The sequence below is a fragment of the Porcipelethomonas sp. genome (genome assembly GCF_051893655.1).
Lineage (GTDB): Bacteria > Bacillota > Clostridia > Oscillospirales > Ruminococcaceae > Porcipelethomonas.
The window spans coordinates 1-15488 of the sequence record NZ_JBJFHN010000091.1 but is presented as its reverse complement, the minus strand read 5'-3'; the positions used below and the strand labels follow the sequence as shown (position 1 = coordinate 15488).

The 15488-nt window shown below is 38.4% G+C and carries 13 protein-coding genes; 1 reads left to right on the top strand and 12 read right to left on the bottom strand.

Translation table 11 applies throughout. From position 1 onward, the window contains the following. Positions 1-5: 5 nt before the first annotated feature. From ACI4WO_RS05250 to ACI4WO_RS05200, 11 genes are all read right to left on the bottom strand, one after another. Positions 6-2720: a response regulator gene (locus tag ACI4WO_RS05250; protein ID WP_439806512.1), complete on the bottom strand. Its 2715-nt coding sequence runs from the start codon at positions 2718-2720 to the stop codon at positions 6-8. 108 nt (positions 2721-2828) lie between these two features. Beyond that, positions 2829-3560: an urease accessory protein UreD gene (locus ACI4WO_RS05245; protein ID WP_439806511.1), complete on the bottom strand. Its 732-nt coding sequence runs from the start codon at positions 3558-3560 to the stop codon at positions 2829-2831. After that, a complete protein-coding gene (ureG, locus tag ACI4WO_RS05240; protein ID WP_439806510.1) occupies positions 3557-4168 on the bottom strand; it encodes an urease accessory protein UreG in 612 nt (203 codons plus the stop codon). Before ureG ends, ACI4WO_RS05245 begins: the two co-directional genes overlap by 4 nt. Before the next feature lie 14 nt (positions 4169-4182). Next, positions 4183-4848 (bottom strand): urease accessory protein UreF, encoded by a 666-nt coding sequence (locus ACI4WO_RS05235; protein ID WP_439806509.1) that lies wholly within the window; start codon positions 4846-4848, stop codon positions 4183-4185. Then, the gene (locus ACI4WO_RS05230) at positions 4841-5296 is read right to left on the bottom strand and encodes an urease accessory protein UreE (protein WP_439806508.1); all 456 of its coding nucleotides are present in this window, start codon (positions 5294-5296) and stop codon (positions 4841-4843) included. The genes ACI4WO_RS05235 and ACI4WO_RS05230 overlap by 8 nt, the downstream gene beginning before the upstream one ends. A gap of 23 nt (positions 5297-5319) precedes the next feature. Further along, complete coding sequence (gene ureC, locus ACI4WO_RS05225) at positions 5320-7032, bottom strand: urease subunit alpha (protein WP_439806507.1); 1713 nt, start codon at positions 7030-7032, stop codon at positions 5320-5322. Between the two features lies 1 nt (position 7033). After that, complete coding sequence (gene ureA, locus ACI4WO_RS05220; RefSeq protein ID WP_439806506.1) at positions 7034-7717, bottom strand: urease subunit gamma; 684 nt, start codon at positions 7715-7717, stop codon at positions 7034-7036. 201 nt (positions 7718-7918) lie between these two features. Beyond that, positions 7919-9613 (bottom strand): sensor histidine kinase, encoded by a 1695-nt coding sequence (locus ACI4WO_RS05215; protein WP_439806505.1) that lies wholly within the window; start codon positions 9611-9613, stop codon positions 7919-7921. Continuing rightward, positions 9606-10289 carry a response regulator transcription factor gene (locus tag ACI4WO_RS05210; RefSeq protein WP_439806504.1) on the bottom strand — a complete coding sequence of 228 codons (684 nt, stop codon included), beginning with the start codon at positions 10287-10289 and terminating at the stop codon, positions 9606-9608. Before ACI4WO_RS05210 ends, ACI4WO_RS05215 begins: the two co-directional genes overlap by 8 nt. Positions 10290-10466: 177 nt before the next feature. Then, positions 10467-12953 (bottom strand): cellulase family glycosylhydrolase, encoded by a 2487-nt coding sequence (locus tag ACI4WO_RS05205; RefSeq protein ID WP_439806503.1) that lies wholly within the window; start codon positions 12951-12953, stop codon positions 10467-10469. A 557-nt stretch (positions 12954-13510) separates the two neighbouring features. Next, positions 13511-14395, bottom strand: a complete 885-nt coding sequence (locus tag ACI4WO_RS05200; RefSeq protein ID WP_439806502.1) for a DUF445 domain-containing protein — start codon at positions 14393-14395, stop codon at positions 13511-13513. A gap of 87 nt (positions 14396-14482) precedes the next feature. Between ACI4WO_RS05200 and ACI4WO_RS05195 the strand changes: the two genes are divergently transcribed. Then, the gene (locus tag ACI4WO_RS05195; protein WP_439806501.1) at positions 14483-14674 is read left to right on the top strand and encodes a DDE-type integrase/transposase/recombinase; all 192 of its coding nucleotides are present in this window, start codon (positions 14483-14485) and stop codon (positions 14672-14674) included. Between the two features lie 84 nt (positions 14675-14758). On the opposite strand, the gene ACI4WO_RS05190 is transcribed toward ACI4WO_RS05195, so the two are convergent. Next, positions 14759-15211 carry a hypothetical protein gene (locus ACI4WO_RS05190; protein ID WP_439806500.1) on the bottom strand — a complete coding sequence of 151 codons (453 nt, stop codon included), beginning with the start codon at positions 15209-15211 and terminating at the stop codon, positions 14759-14761. Between the last annotated feature and the right edge of the window lie 277 nt (positions 15212-15488).

Here is a 15488-nt window from a genome sequence, read left to right as displayed (position 1 = left end):
CTCAATCACTCTTCTTCCTGATATGTAATATTTTCTGTTATCCACGGAAAATCATATCTTCGCACTGCCTGTTCCAGCTGTATAAAATCCACTTTTCCAAACTCTGTTTTGAATGTGCTGCGGTTTTCATCAAAATAATCTGCCGCAGAAATATCATATGCACTGCACAGAGAGATAAACTTTCTCCACACTTCTGGAAACGATATTTCACCTGTTACAGAATGGTCATCCTGTATATGCATTTCAGAATAAGTTTTCAGTGCCTCTATGGTTTCTTTCCATATCTGCTGAAATTCTGTAAGTGTATCTGCACGTTCCTCTTTTATTTCCTGGTTCAGCACACAGGAAATGCGGTATAACTTCTGACAGCAAAGATTTCCGGAAATCCCCATAATATCATGCAGAATTTTTCCGGCATTTGTCCAGTAGCCATTATATATATGATTTTCGATATATTCGCAGTCGTGTCCATGTGTATCAAGGAAACGCTGTACCAGTTTCTGAAGTGCATTTTCATTTCCGTTCAATTTCCTCAGACAAGCATCACAATCAAAAGCAGTACTGCTTTTTGTCAGAATACGTTCCGGCTCATTCTTTGAAATATGCAGGTATTCAGCAATAAGCCTGCGCAGCTGCTCCGGCTGAAACGGTTTGGACAAATAAGCATTCATATCTGATTGCTCTACCTTTTCTTTTACTCCGGACACAACATCCGCAGTCAGTGCAATTACAGGCGTATACCTGCAGTTTTTCAGCAGACGCAGCCGTCTGGCTGTTTCATAACCGTCCATTTCCGGCATATGCAGGTCAAGGAAAATCATATCAAATGAATTTTCTTCCGCAAATGAAAGTGCTTCCATTCCACTCTTTGCCGTGAAAACGGTCAGACCATATTCTTCTAAAATCAGACGTTCCATTTCCAGATTGATATCGTTGTCTTCCACCAGCAGAACCGTTATATTCTTTTCAAAGCCTGCAAATTTCTCAGATTTATCAGAACTGATATCCGCCTGTTTTCCCGGCAGAAATTCCATCTGAAAATGAAAATATGAACCCTGATCTAAAACAGAGTCAACCTTTATTTCATATTTTCCATTACTGGCATTACTCACTATACTCTGAGAAATAGGCAGTCCAAGTCCCGTACCGCCATATCTTCTTGTAACACCGGCATCACTTTGTACAAATGGCTGAAATATCTTGTCAATATCTTCTTCTGCGATCCCTATGCCGCTATCTCTCACACCGAACGCTATCACCCATTTCCCGTTTTCTTCACACTGCACATCTGCCATCATGGAAATGGTTCCCCCTGGAGTAAATTTCAGAGCATTGCTCAGCAAATTAACAAGTACCTGCCGCAGTTTAAGGGGATCACCCTTTACAAACTGCGGAAGCTGTTCAGACAAATGCAGTTGCAGTGTCAGATTCTTTTGCATGGCATTGCTTTTCATCATATTATATACATCACGTATCAGCTGCGGCAAATCAAAATCCGTTGTTTCAAAAACCATATTACCGGATTCCATTTTTGAAAAATCCAGAATATTGTTGATAAGTCCCAGCAGATTTTCTGATGAAAAATCAATTATCCTGCAATACTCCCGCTGTTCCTCATTTAACGGCGTTTCGTTAAGCAAATACATATAACCGATAATCGCATTTAACGGTGTCCTCAGTTCATGACTCATCTGAGCAAAGAAGTCACTTTTAGCACGGTTTGCCCTGTCCGCCTCATCCCTTGCAGACCGCATTTCTTTTTCCGCAGCCACACGCTTTTTCAGTTCTTTATACAAAATCAGCGACAGATGATTAAATATTTCTCCGAAACAGTATAGCTCCCGTGCTCCCTGAGGAGTTACACGCACTTTTGAAAAATCCTGCTGCTCCAGCTGATTCTGTATACTATCTGCGGATAAAGCAGCTGCATACTTGTTTAATGGACGAACATATAAAACATTAAGTCCAAGTATCAGCAGCCCGATAAGTGCCAGTACCACAATTGAACAGCATATCTGTACTACAGACGCTGTATCCTGTCCCTGTATGGAGTTTTCAACGGAGTGGTTAAGACGTTCGTCCATAACGGACTGGAATTCTTCAATTGGTGACATAATAAGATTTTTCGATTCATAATAAAACGAATCATATAATATTTCAACTGCCTTTTTCTCCATCTGTTCATCTGAAAGTGATGAATACTTTTCAGGCAGCTCATAATCATACACATACTGTAAATACGCATACAGTTTAGGGTCTGTTTCAAAATCAACAAGTTCATGATTTCGGGCAAGCAGCGTAAGTTTCATAGATATGGTTTCAGTTTCTATCAGTGCATCGGAATATGCTTTGGCTTCTGTAAGCAGTGCCTGTTCATTTTCCGGCGGGTCATATGACGAAAGCTCAGAAATCACATTATCCCTGGTTTTTGTTTCATATACTTCATGCCAGTAATTGTAAAAATGAACGATTTCTCCGGTCACAGCAAACTTTCTCGCCTCATCTGTAAGGTGGTCGGAGGCATCTGCCAGTTCTTCTCCTAAATTATGCAGTTCTATTCTGTTTTGCTGTGCAGCAGCCTCTTTCTGCAGACAGATATTCATATAGCGATTGCTGACAAAAATAGTCACAGTCACAACAATAAACAGCAAAATAGATACTGCAGAAATAAGTTTACTGTCAAAAATTCTTAATTTCTGATAGAAATTTCCTTTTGCCATATCCCACACCTTCTGATATAAAATAAAAAAGCAAAAATACCCTACACAGTATAAAAACCGCAGAGCATCTTTGCTATATCAGTATTTTATCATATGTAGTGTCAGTTGTCAAGAAAGCTGCGAAATAACCCTTCTGAATTGATTTACAATTTCATCTGCACTATTACTGAATATTCTGATACAAGTTCCGTCTGCTGCTTTGGTAACAGCTGACTCACTTGTCTGGCTTTCAGGTATCACCACATTTTCACAGCCGTAAATGTACATCATTCCGGCATGGGAATACCCTTCAAAAAAGCCCATGCCTTTCAGATTTATTTCATTTGGATTGAACCTCTGATTATCAAGAAACTGCATTTTGCCGTCCACATATACTGCTGTTCTTGAACGATATGACTGAAACAGAAATTCCTCATTCATAGCCTTTCTGCCACAGGAAAGTATATCACACATTACAAACCGGCAATTTTTACAAAGATGAACTTCTGTAATATTGCTGAAAATACTTCCGCCGTATGGGATAACAGGCATCGGAAAATAAATAAAAAAAGCGTCCTTTTCCACATTGATTTTTACTTTCTGTACTGCACCTTTTTCAGCAGCTTTAAAAATTTTTGTATAAGACTGTCCGGTCAGTCTGAACGACGCTCCTTCCATAACCTGAATTTCAATATCATAAAAATCGCCGTCTAATATACCGGCACTTGCGGTCATCATCATAATCTCTGTATAATTACCACAGTAAAATGGCTTGGCAATCTTGATAGGTGCAGTAAAAAAGCTGTCAGAAATGACGGTTTTTCCGTTTCTGCTTTCCGCTTTCAGAAAAAGTCTGCTCATTTCAGATCCTCAAGCAAGACAGATTTTTTTATCCACTCTATCACGCTGTCAACACCTTCCAATGTCATCAGATTGGTAAACAAAAACGGTCTGCCTCCCCTCATTCTCTCCGAATCCTTTGCCATGACTTCAAGGCTTGCCCCTACCATTGGCGCAAGGTCGGTTTTGTTGATTACCAGCAGGTCTGAACGGGTAACACCAGGCCCACCCTTTCTCGGTATCTTCTCTCCCTGTGCCACATCAATAACATATACAGATGCATCTGCCAGATCCGGCGAAAAGGTTGCAGAAAGATTATCCCCTCCGCTTTCGATAAAGATTATCTGCACATCTGGAAACTTCTCTGCCATTTCTTCCACTGCCTCAAGATTCATAGAACAATCCTCCCGAATTGCTGTATGGGGGCAGCCTCCTGTTTCCACGCCGACAATACGCTCCGGCGGCAATTTTGAGTTTTTAATGAGAAACTCTGCATCTTCCCTTGTATAAATATCATTAGTCACAACACAGATGCTGTATTCCTCCGACATAATTCTTGTAAGCCTTTCAATAAGCGCAGTTTTGCCTGAGCCGACTGGTCCGCCCACGCCGATTTTTACATATGACATATCTCATTCCTCCGCTATGATATATATAATCTGGAATAAAGCTTTTCATGCTGCATGGAGCGCAGGTCAAATCCTGCACCGCTTATTCCGAGGTCATCTGTTTCAGTATCAATTGCTTTGTGCACAGCTTCAGGTATTCCTTTCATTGTCTCTGAAAGACATTTCTGTCCGTCAAGCTGACGAAGAGGTACAAGCTTTACCGCATGATTGACCGCCGATGACAAAAGAGTGTAACAGTACATTTCCAGTCCCTGCACAATGTCAGTGCCGGTATCTCTCATAAAAAGTCCCAGAGCAACAGGATAACAGCCTCTGCATATTCCGGAATCTATCATTTGTGAATAATTATTCAGTCCGGTGTATTCTCCCAGTACTGTTTCAGCCTTTATAAACCGGATACACTGTTTCAGACTCCCGTTTCTCAGTTCCGCAGGAGACTTTGAGGCAGTGCAAATCTCATCAAGCATTTCGCACGGTTCACCCATTGCCGCCTTTGCCGCAAAACCAAGATCATTTGTTGGCAGTGTATAAATATACGCATTCAAATATTCTGTCAGCGTCTGAGCATTGCAGACAAGATTTTTCTGTACATAGGTTTCAAGTCCGTTTGACAGTGTAAATGTACCGACAGGAAAAAGCGGATCCAGCGCCTGTAAAAGACTTAAATAACCGCTACTCATGGTGATGCCCATGGCTGTGCGTATGTGCATGAGCCTTACATTCGATATATCCGTTAAACTTTTCAAATACTTTTTCTGCTGTAAATCCAAGCTTATTGAGATATGAGAATGTAGGTTCATCAAAAGGACATTTCACCGTATTTTCACCGATTGAAAGTGACAAATGGCGATTGCCAAGTTCAAAGCAAAGCCTGCCCATTTCCTGCATGGAATTAACATGAACACAAATCAGACTGCATGGTGCTATTTCAACTGCAATGACCCTGTTTTCATCTTCATAAATTACATCGCCCTCGTTTAAAGCCGATTCAGTTTTTATCCCTATATCTTCACCGGAAGATGTGGTTTTTCTGAGGATTTTTTTTTCACGCTCAAACCAGTCAATTGTAACATAATCGACTGCTTTTTCAGTTTCTCCAAGCTTACCGTATATTTTTTCTGCAATCATTCTGATTCCTCCCGAAATTAATGTCAGAACATATAATACTTCTGCGTAAGAGGCAGATGTGACGCTGGTTCACAGGTGATTTTTTCGCCGTCAACCTTAACGATATATGTTTCAGGGTCTACTGTGATATTTCCTGTTGTATCATTGTATTTCATGTCTTTCTTGCCGATATTTCTGCAGTTCTCCACCGGAAGTATCATTCTCTGAAGTCCCAGTAATTCCGCAATTTTGTTTTCTGCTGCAGTTTTTGAAATGAAATCAGCGCAGCAGCGTTTTACGGCAAGACCATGTGCACCGAACATTTTAGTATAAACAACAGGCTGCGGTGTCGGAATAGAGGCATTAGCGTCACCCATTTTTGACGCACATATAAATCCGCCCTTGATGATCATTTCCGGTTTCACACCGAACATTTCAGGTTTCCACAAAACCAGATCTGCCATTTTTCCGGTTTCAACTGACCCTACATATTCAGAAATGCCATGAGTGACTGCAGGATTTATAGTGTACTTTGAAACATATCGTTTCACTCTGAAATTATCGTTTCTGTCACTGTCCTCCGGAAGACTGCCTCTCTGATCTTTCATTTTTGAGGCGGTCTGCCATGTTCTTGTAATAACTTCACCTACTCGTCCCATAGCCTGTGAATCCGAACTCATCATGCTGAAAATCCCCATATCATGCAGCACATCTTCTGCCGCAATTGTTTCCGGACGAATACGGGAATCGGCGAATGCAACATCTTCCGGAATGTTACTGTCAAGATGATGACAAACCATCAGCATATCAAGATGTTCATCAATGGTATTTTCCGTAAATGGCATAGTGGGATTTGTTGAAGAAGGGAGAATATTCGGGAATGCTGCGGCTTTGATAATATCAGGGGCATGACCGCCTCCTGCACCCTCTGTATGATAAGTGTGAATTGTCCGTCCGCCGATTGCATTCAAAGTATCTTCTACAAATCCCCCCTCATTAAGCGTATCAGTATGGATGGATACCTGAACATCATATTTATCAGCCGCATTGAGTGCCTGAGTTATAACGCCGGGAGTTGCGCCCCAGTCCTCATGAATTTTCAGACCGCAGGCACCTGCTTCAATTTGCTCTGCAAGTGTATTATAGTCTGCACTGTTTCCTTTTCCAAGAAAACCGAGATTCACAGGATAGTCCTCGGCTGCCTCCAGCATTTTCTCTATATTGAATCTTCCCGGCGTACATGTTGTTGCATTTGTTCCGTCAGCCGGACCGGTTCCTCCGCCAATCATAGTGGTAATACCGGAATAAAGAGCCGTTTCTATCTGTGTCGGACTTATAAAGTGAATATGCGTATCAATTCCACCGGCAGTAACAATCAGTCCTTCTCCGGCAATTGCCTCAGTTGACGCACCAAAAACAAGCGAAGGGGTAACACCGTCCATGATATCAGGATTTCCGGATTTGCCGATACCGCATATCTTTCCGTCCTTTATACCAATATCCGCTTTATATATGCCGGTATAATCAATGATAAGTGCATTGGTAATAACTGTATCAGGGCATTCGCTGTCCGGTACACTGCAGGACTGTCCCATACCATCACGGAGAGATTTTCCCCCACCGAACTTTGCCTCGTCACCATAGACTGTATAGTCCTTTTCCACTTCAACAATAAGAGAGGTATCTGCAAGCCGCACTCTGTCACCTGTTGTCGGACCAAACATTGCAGCATACTGTTTTTTATCCATTTTAAACATCTCATTCAACCCCCTTGAATCCAAGAGACTTTGCCTTTTCAAAAGCCTTTGCTTTTACTGTTTCATCATCCATTTTTCCGCACACCAGATCATTCAGTCCAAAGCCTGTTCTGCTGCCGCCGATTTTCACAAGCGTTACATTTTTACTTTCCCCCGGCTCAAATCTGACCGCAGTTCCTGAGGGAATATCCAGACGATAGCCATACGCTGCTTTTCTGTCAAAGGAAAGCATTTTGTTGACCTCAAAAAAGTGAAAGTGTGAACCCACCTGAACAGGTCTGTCAGCTGTATTGGCAACAACAAGCTCAATTGTTTCTTTTCCTTCATTTATCACTATTTCGCCGTTGTCAATCAGATATTCTCCCGGTATTGCTTTACCACTCGGTATTATTGGTTCATGAATGGTAACAAGCTTTGTACCATCCGGAAAAGTTGCCTCCATCTGAATTTCACGGATCATTTCAGCTACACCGTCCATTACGTCGTCAGAAGAAAGAATTTTTCTTCCTGCACACATAAGCTCGGTAACCGAAAGACCATCTCTCGCCATTTCAAGAATTTCAGATGTTATAAGTGCAACTGCTTCCGGATAATTTAGTTTCAGACCTCTGTTTTTTCTCTGTTTTGCAAGCTCACCGGCATAATGCGTCATAAGCCGCTCCTGTTCCCGTGGTGTAAGATGCATAAGTTCAACCTCCCTGTTTATGGGTACAATAAATATAGGGTGTACCTTTTTACTGGTACACCCTTGTACTTTTAATCTATATTTCTATATTTATATTATCATTTTTCTTCAGAAAATAACACATGACTTTTCAGATAAAGTACATAAAAAAAGAGATGTTTTGTTTTAATCAGTACGCAGAAAAATCTCCAAAACAATATCCTACAATTTAATTATAAAAATCACGCAATTATCCAGATATTTTGCATTTATTGTTCCTTTATGTATATTTACTATTTCTTCTGCTATAGCGAGACCAAGTCCAAAGCCCTCTCGTTTTTCAGAGTGAGCTTTGTCACATCTATGAAATCGTTCAAACATATAAGGTATATTTTTTTCATCAAATCCCTGACACTTATTTTTACAGCATAACATAATTTTTTCCTTCTCCGAGTGAAGCTCCAATTCTATCACTGATCCGTCATCAGAATATTTTAATGCATTGTCAAGTAGTATTCCCACAAGTTCATCTATTTTATTCTCAATTCCATTAAAACTGACATCTTCTTGAATGTCAGTCTTAATTTTTTTACCTTCCTCAAAAGCCCTGCCTTCAAAATAAAGTGCATTTTTTTTAACAGTTTTACTTAGATCAAACTGTTTAAATTCATTTAATTGTCTTCCGGAGTCCGTAATTCTTGTAAGTGTCAACATCTCATTAACAAGTCTTCCCATCTTTTCAGACTGTGCCTGTATGCATCCCAAAAGAGTATCTGCACCAAATTTCTTTTTCATCAGCTGTGTAGTAGCTGAAATTACTGTTATTGGTGTTTTAAGCTCATGACTTGCATTTGAAATAAATTGATTCTGCTTTTCATAGCCATCCTTTATAGGTTTTACTGCTCTTCCTGACACAAAATAAATCAAAATAAAAACCACAAGCAGAACAAAGCCTCCGGACAATACAGAAATTATAACCAGAATACTTCCACTTTGATTAGCAAGTGTACTGTGTATAAAGATGTGTATGTTAAATTCATCTGTTGTAGCAGAAAAATATTTATATTTAATATTATCTATTTTTATATCATGATAAGATTTGTCTTCCACTATATCCTCTATATCATGTCTTTTATCAGTAAATTCTGTATTACCGCTGTTTAATTCAACAATATTCCCCTGCTTGTCTTCTATAATGTAGAAAAATATAAAACTATTGAGAGTATATGGAATACCTGAAGGATAAATAGTTTCTATAGTGCTTTTTTTTGGCTTATAATTTTTATTCTGTACTGCAGAAGCATTTTCACGATACTGTATATCTATGCTGCTGATATCAAGAATAACATCATCATTGTGATTATCATAGGAAGTACTTGCCATTGACCACCATACCGGAGAAATATAAAATCGTTCCTCAGATACATTCATTATGTTCGCACTAAATGGTTTTTCCTCATATATAAATGATGTATTATCAGTAAAATCCACTTCTATCTTTGTATTGCCCTGATTGAATTTGTACTCTTTATGTATTAGTTTTCGGTCAGCTCCTTCATCAGGAATATATTCAAAATATATACCACCGCCTGCACAGTACCACTCTGCTTTATCATTACTGCATTTTATTTCGCCATTTACAGTAATACTTTGAATAGTTTTAGGATTACGGTCTATAATATAATTCCCGTTTTCATCAGTAATCATTTCACTTAACACAATAGTTTCCGACTCAACATCCGGAATACTTGCTATGGCAGTCTGACTCAGAATGTCAGATGCAGCTTTAAGCTCGCTTCCAAATGCAATATTCATCAGAAGATTTAAAATGAAAAGCATTAAAAATATAACTACAAAGGAAATAGATGCCGACAAAATACAAAATTTTCTTCGCAGATGCTTTATCTCATTATGCATTCTGTTTCTCCTTTATTGTATATCCCTTATTACGAATAGTATCAATATATACAGATGATTCCAGAAGATTCAGTTTTTTTCTCAGAAATGAAACATACACTTCCACAGAATTAAATTCTACATCTGCATCATAACCCCATATTTTAGTAATTAAATTTTCTTTTGGAACAGCTTTTCCTTTATTAAGCATTAGAATCTCCATGATGTCATATTCCTTTTTGGTAAGCTTTATGCGCTGTTCTTCTCTGCAAAGCTCATACGTTTCCCTGTCAAGAAAAATGTTTCCATATTTCATTCGTTCATCAACGATTACTTTTTCTCTGCGTCTTGAAAGAGCACGTATTCTTGCCATAAGCTCGGTTATATCAAACGGCTTGGTAAGATAATCATCAGCACCTGTATCAAGACCTTTAACTCTGTCTTGTATTGTAGATTTAGCTGTAAGCATTATTACAGGCGTATCTATGTTATTTTTACGTATTTCCGACAACACCTTTATACCATCCATTTCAGGCAGCATAATATCAAGAATTATCAGGTCATATATCCCTGACAGAGCATTATACAGACCATCTGTACCATTATATGCAACATCTGCATAATATCCTTCCATTTTAACTGCTTCACATAAAATCATAGCCAGATCTTTTTCATCTTCCACGATAAGTATACGCATACACATCAGCTCCTATAAAAATAATTATATCATATTTTTTATTGTTATTCAACTATATACATGATATAGTAACTTGTTCTAATAAAACGCACACCTTAAATAAGGTGTGCATTTTACAAATATATATATAGAGAGGATCCCGATTTTAAAATGAAATCAAGAAGAAAGTAATTTTTATCAGGTTAAAGGAGATGTGATATGTGCTGACCTTACAGTCAGATATTTTGTAAGATCTGTACCATCAGGATAATTGTTACCCCAGCTCTGAGCTGCCCACCAGTAAAACAAATTAGCTTCCTTTTCCTGCATGCACAATTCACCCAGCTTTTTATAAATTTCCGAATTTTGGCTTTCTTCAACCTTTACATCATTTAAAGTAACCTGATCCGGAGTTGTCATATCAATCTTGACTACTCCCGTTTCATTTGTCTGCCATTCATAAGCAACCCAGTATTCATTATCATCAACCGTTTCAATGAATGAAATACATCCTCCGCCGCCTACACAATCATTATGCTCTACTTCAAGAATCATTTCGCTGCCTATTCCATGTTGAAATGTGATTTTATTATCTTTAATCGAAACCACGCCTTTTTCACCTTCAATAACAGGTCTTCCTTCATTCTGTTTGTTTTCATACTGACGTTTCATAATACATAAATCAATTACATTCAATGCTCCATCATTATTAAGATCATAATTTTTTTCGTTTAAATCTAATGTATTTTTCTTTACAAGGAAGGACTGGAAATTGGAAATATCATCAACAGTATATTCTTCTGATGATGCGCTGTTCCATGAACCGCATCCCATGTTTGTATCAAGTGGTAGATTCATTGGTCTGACATTTATTACTGCAATACATTCTTTAGCTGCTGCCGCTTTAAGCTCTGACACTTCAGACTCTGATTTGCCAGCTGTAACCGATGAATCAGGTCTGTCACCCCAGTTTAAATCAAGAGACCACCAAATCTGGATTTCTGCACTTGTACTTTCCTGACAAATTTTTGAAAGCTTTTCAAGCTCGGTATAATCGGTAACCTGTCTGTTTTCAGACCAGCATACAGCATTCATTTCTGAAAGTGCAGTCAGATCAACTGTATAAGGAACAGGCATATTTTTATTCTGGCTAGAATCCCACTCGACACCAGCTCTGAAAGGATAACCTATCCAGTATCCCTTTCCATCCACATTCAGATTGAAACAAAGTGCACCGCCGCCACATAGCGATTTTGTTGTATCAATGTCAAAATATATCTCTGCCTTTTCGCCGACTGCTGATGGAAACATAACTTTTCCGTCAGGATAAAGTGTGCAATTACTGTTAACTACAACACCATCTACACCGCCGCCTGAGAAAGTTTTTCTTGGTGCACCATATTTTTCAGCTGCCTCTGCAATTGAATCATAAATAAATTCTTTATTGGTTCTGTCAAGAAAGCGATAAGCCTCATTATCACCCTCAGCATTAGAATTATCCCACATGCAGCAGGTTATTCCTCTTGCTCTCGCAGCAGCATAATAGTATGCTGCATGATTTGTTCTCGCCTGTGTATTATCTCTGTTTGTTGCACCGAATTCACCGATTACAACAGGTATATTCTGCTGGATAAACGCCACATATAGTGTATCGAACATATCATCAAGAGATTTTTTCATTGCATCAGTAAATTCAGTTGGTGCACCTTCACTTGTTTTGTCCATAGAAAAATCAAAAGGTTCATAGGCATGGACTGAAAGAATAAGTCTGTCTTTGGCAGAATCTTCCGGCATCTGGAAATACTTACTCTGCATCGCTGCCTCAGCTTTGGCTGATGTTGCCGGAACCATTATATAACGATCGCTGTTGTTTCCGCCGGATTTTCTGATAGCATCAACAGCAGCCTGATTAATTTGTGTTATGCATTCTAATGCTTCATGGCAGCAGTCATCATCAGCATACCACCATTCATGAATGTTTCCCACCTGACGTGGTTCATTCATGGTTTCAAAAATAAGATGATTATCACAATCTTTAAATTTTTCGCTAAGTTGTTCCCATATTCTGGTAACATATTTTACGGAAGATTCAAGATGTTCATTATCCGGATAAATATAGCAATCCTTGTTTCCAGTTGCCCATTCCGGGTCATAGTCAGGACTTGTAAATCCAGAAGATTTTTCACAGTCATGATGTATATTAAGAATAACATACATATCCTGTGAAAGAGCGTAGTTTACAATACTGCTTACTTTTCCAAGCCAATCCTCGTTAATATTAAAATCGGAGTCAAGGTGATTGTGCCATGAAACAGGAATACGTACAGTCTTGAAACCAGCATTTTTAATTGCATCAATAGTTTCGGTAGTAGTCACACCAGCTTCGCCATCACTGAGCCAGCTTGTTTCAAGGTACATATTTGCATCTCCCTCAACCGCACCGGCATTGTCGATAGCCTCAAATGTGTTTCCAAGGTTAAAACCTGCACCCATATCATTTACAAAATGAAAACTTTCAGTATCGGGAATCTTTTTGCCTGCAATATTCAGGTTTGGTACGGAGTATTCTTCTGACGCGTAAACAGTTGTTGAAACAGTGGTATCAACATCTGATGTGATAGCCGGAACAGATGCGATAACAATAGCGGCAGCTGAAATAAAACTTGTAATTTTTTTCTTTATCATAATATTTTTGCTGCCCCAATGCATTATTAAAAATGCATTTCTGGGAAGCTTCCTCCTTTGATCAGATTTTTTTATATAGTTTCTTATTCTTTTTAATGTATGTATTTTTGCAGCAAGAGCAAGTTTACTGCAAAAATACATGTGTTTAATAATTTTTGTAAAGAAATTTCTCCTCCCTTCCGAAAGACAAACGTATTAAAGTAAAAGCAAATAAATCCTTAAAATAATTTTCATCAAATACATATCCGGATAAAAATGTTATAATCGTCTGCTCTTTCTTTTTATATTTTAATTATATCATATTAACCTTAAAGGTTTCTTATTTTTAGATAAGTTTAACATAATTTTTCAAAAAAAATGCAATGTGTTTATTTCACTTCAATACAAATAAATTTATAGTTTAAGGAAAACTATATAAGTAGGTATACAAAAATAATCCAGTCAAAGTAACTATTTACCGTTACTTTGACTGAATTGCGTATACTGTAATATCTGCACCTGTCATTATCATCCGGATGAATTTTTCTGACACATTCCCCTTATAAAAACACCTCATCTCAGAAAAATATATTCAAAAGTCCAAGTACAAAGCCAATTAATGCACCGAGATTTACTATTGTTTTAAACTCTTTTTTCATAACGCTCATAACAAGGGTCTCAAGCTCATCTGCATCCATTTCATTTATTTTATCTTCAACAATACTGCTCAGATCAAGCCAGTTCATAAGGTTTTCTGCACAGCCCGATACAGCCTTTTTGTACAATGCAGCAATAGTCTTCTTAAGCTGTTCCCTGTCAATTCCAAATTCCTCTATGATATCGGCAAGAGGTTTTTCACCGGAATCCGTCAGCTTTTGTTCAACGTATGGCGCAATAAACTCTTCCCCGTGTTCCGCAATATATGACTGTATCTCAGCACCCACCGGAGCAAGTACAGACTGAAGCAGTTCATCAGTCAGGAACATTGCTATCATTGGGTTATTAAGTTTTGATTTTATAATTCCCGGAGCTTTTTCAACGAGAACGCCGGATATATCTGCCTGTGAAACTGCCTCCGCTATGTATTTTGCAATACTGTGTGAAAATACTTTTTTCCTGCTGTCGGCATCTTCCTCCGTAATATCCGGCAGTCCGCCGAAAAGGTCATTTACGGATATTGACAGCTTATCCAGTATCATGTCAGCAATTTTATCGGCAAGTTCATCACTCAGCAATTTGTTTTCAATATCCGACTGTGTTATAAGATTGTTTCCCACTGCATCCCCGACAGATTTTGCCAGTCTTGATTTTCCTTTGGGTATTGCTCCGGGAGTAAACGGTAGTTTATAACCAAATACTCTTACTTCCCTTCTGGGGTGAAACAACATTTTAACTGCAATAAAATTGGTAAAGTACCCTATTACTGAACCGATTACCGGACCGGCTATATATTTGATAATCATATTTATCCTTCTTTCTTTTTAATAAACATTTATATATACTGGTATAATTATTCTATCAGTGCATACTATATATTCTATTCTATTTTTATGCTCAAACCAAATCAGATATTGCTTTCAGATATTACATATATTCACACCGTGAAGCATGGATGGACTTATCTTGGGAGCGTTCTGGATGTTTGTACGAGAAAAATCATCGGTTACAATTATGGAAGAAAAATGGATCGTTCTCTTGCCATTTCCACACTGACAAAAGCATCCAGCAAAAAAGCTGAGTGAATAGAGGAAATATATTAATTGAAAGAAATACTTTATACCGAATATTATAGTGGACATGATAATATCACAACTTTTTGCCTTAAATCACTTCACCGGAATTATCGGCAGTTCGATAACGCCTTCGGTATTTTGAGTCGTCGTAGTTGTCTGCTGTTTCTCTCCGGATGAAGGAGCATTTGTGATAACAGTTGTAGTTGTCTGGTAATTTTCAGAGAACGAAGGATTATCTGTTACTGATGGTTTATCACCTGAATTTTCATCCCCGCCTATAACTGGCAGTCCCCCATCCGATACGGGCGTATTTACCTGATTTTCCTCTGCATCTGTATCATTCTTTTGTGAAGAATCAGAAACAAAGTCAGGCGTCGTTATTTTGGAAGTTGTCTGCACTGTTTCGGACGTTATACTTTCATTCGTGGATAATTCCGCAGCCGAAGACACAGTCTCTTTTATACTTTCTGTTTTCTTTTCTCCGTCATCAGAACATCCCGTAAACAAAAGGGATACTGTCATAAATATCAATACGAATTTCTTCATTTGTCCTCCTTAAATTGAAAAAGTTCTGTTTTGTCAACGTAAATTTCAGAGTTCAATGCTTCCTGAAAATCTATATTATCCGGATTAAGCAGAATTCCCGTTTTGATGCACCTCTCATTTGCCGGATATTTTTATAATTATACCACAGTTTACAGCATGGTGCAATAAAAAAGATGCACACTGCTTTAAACTCTCTTATCAAACCAAAACGCCCCTTTCGGAGGCGTTCTGAAAATTATTTTTTACCTGTTGCTAAGAACTTTGCAATTGCCGCAGC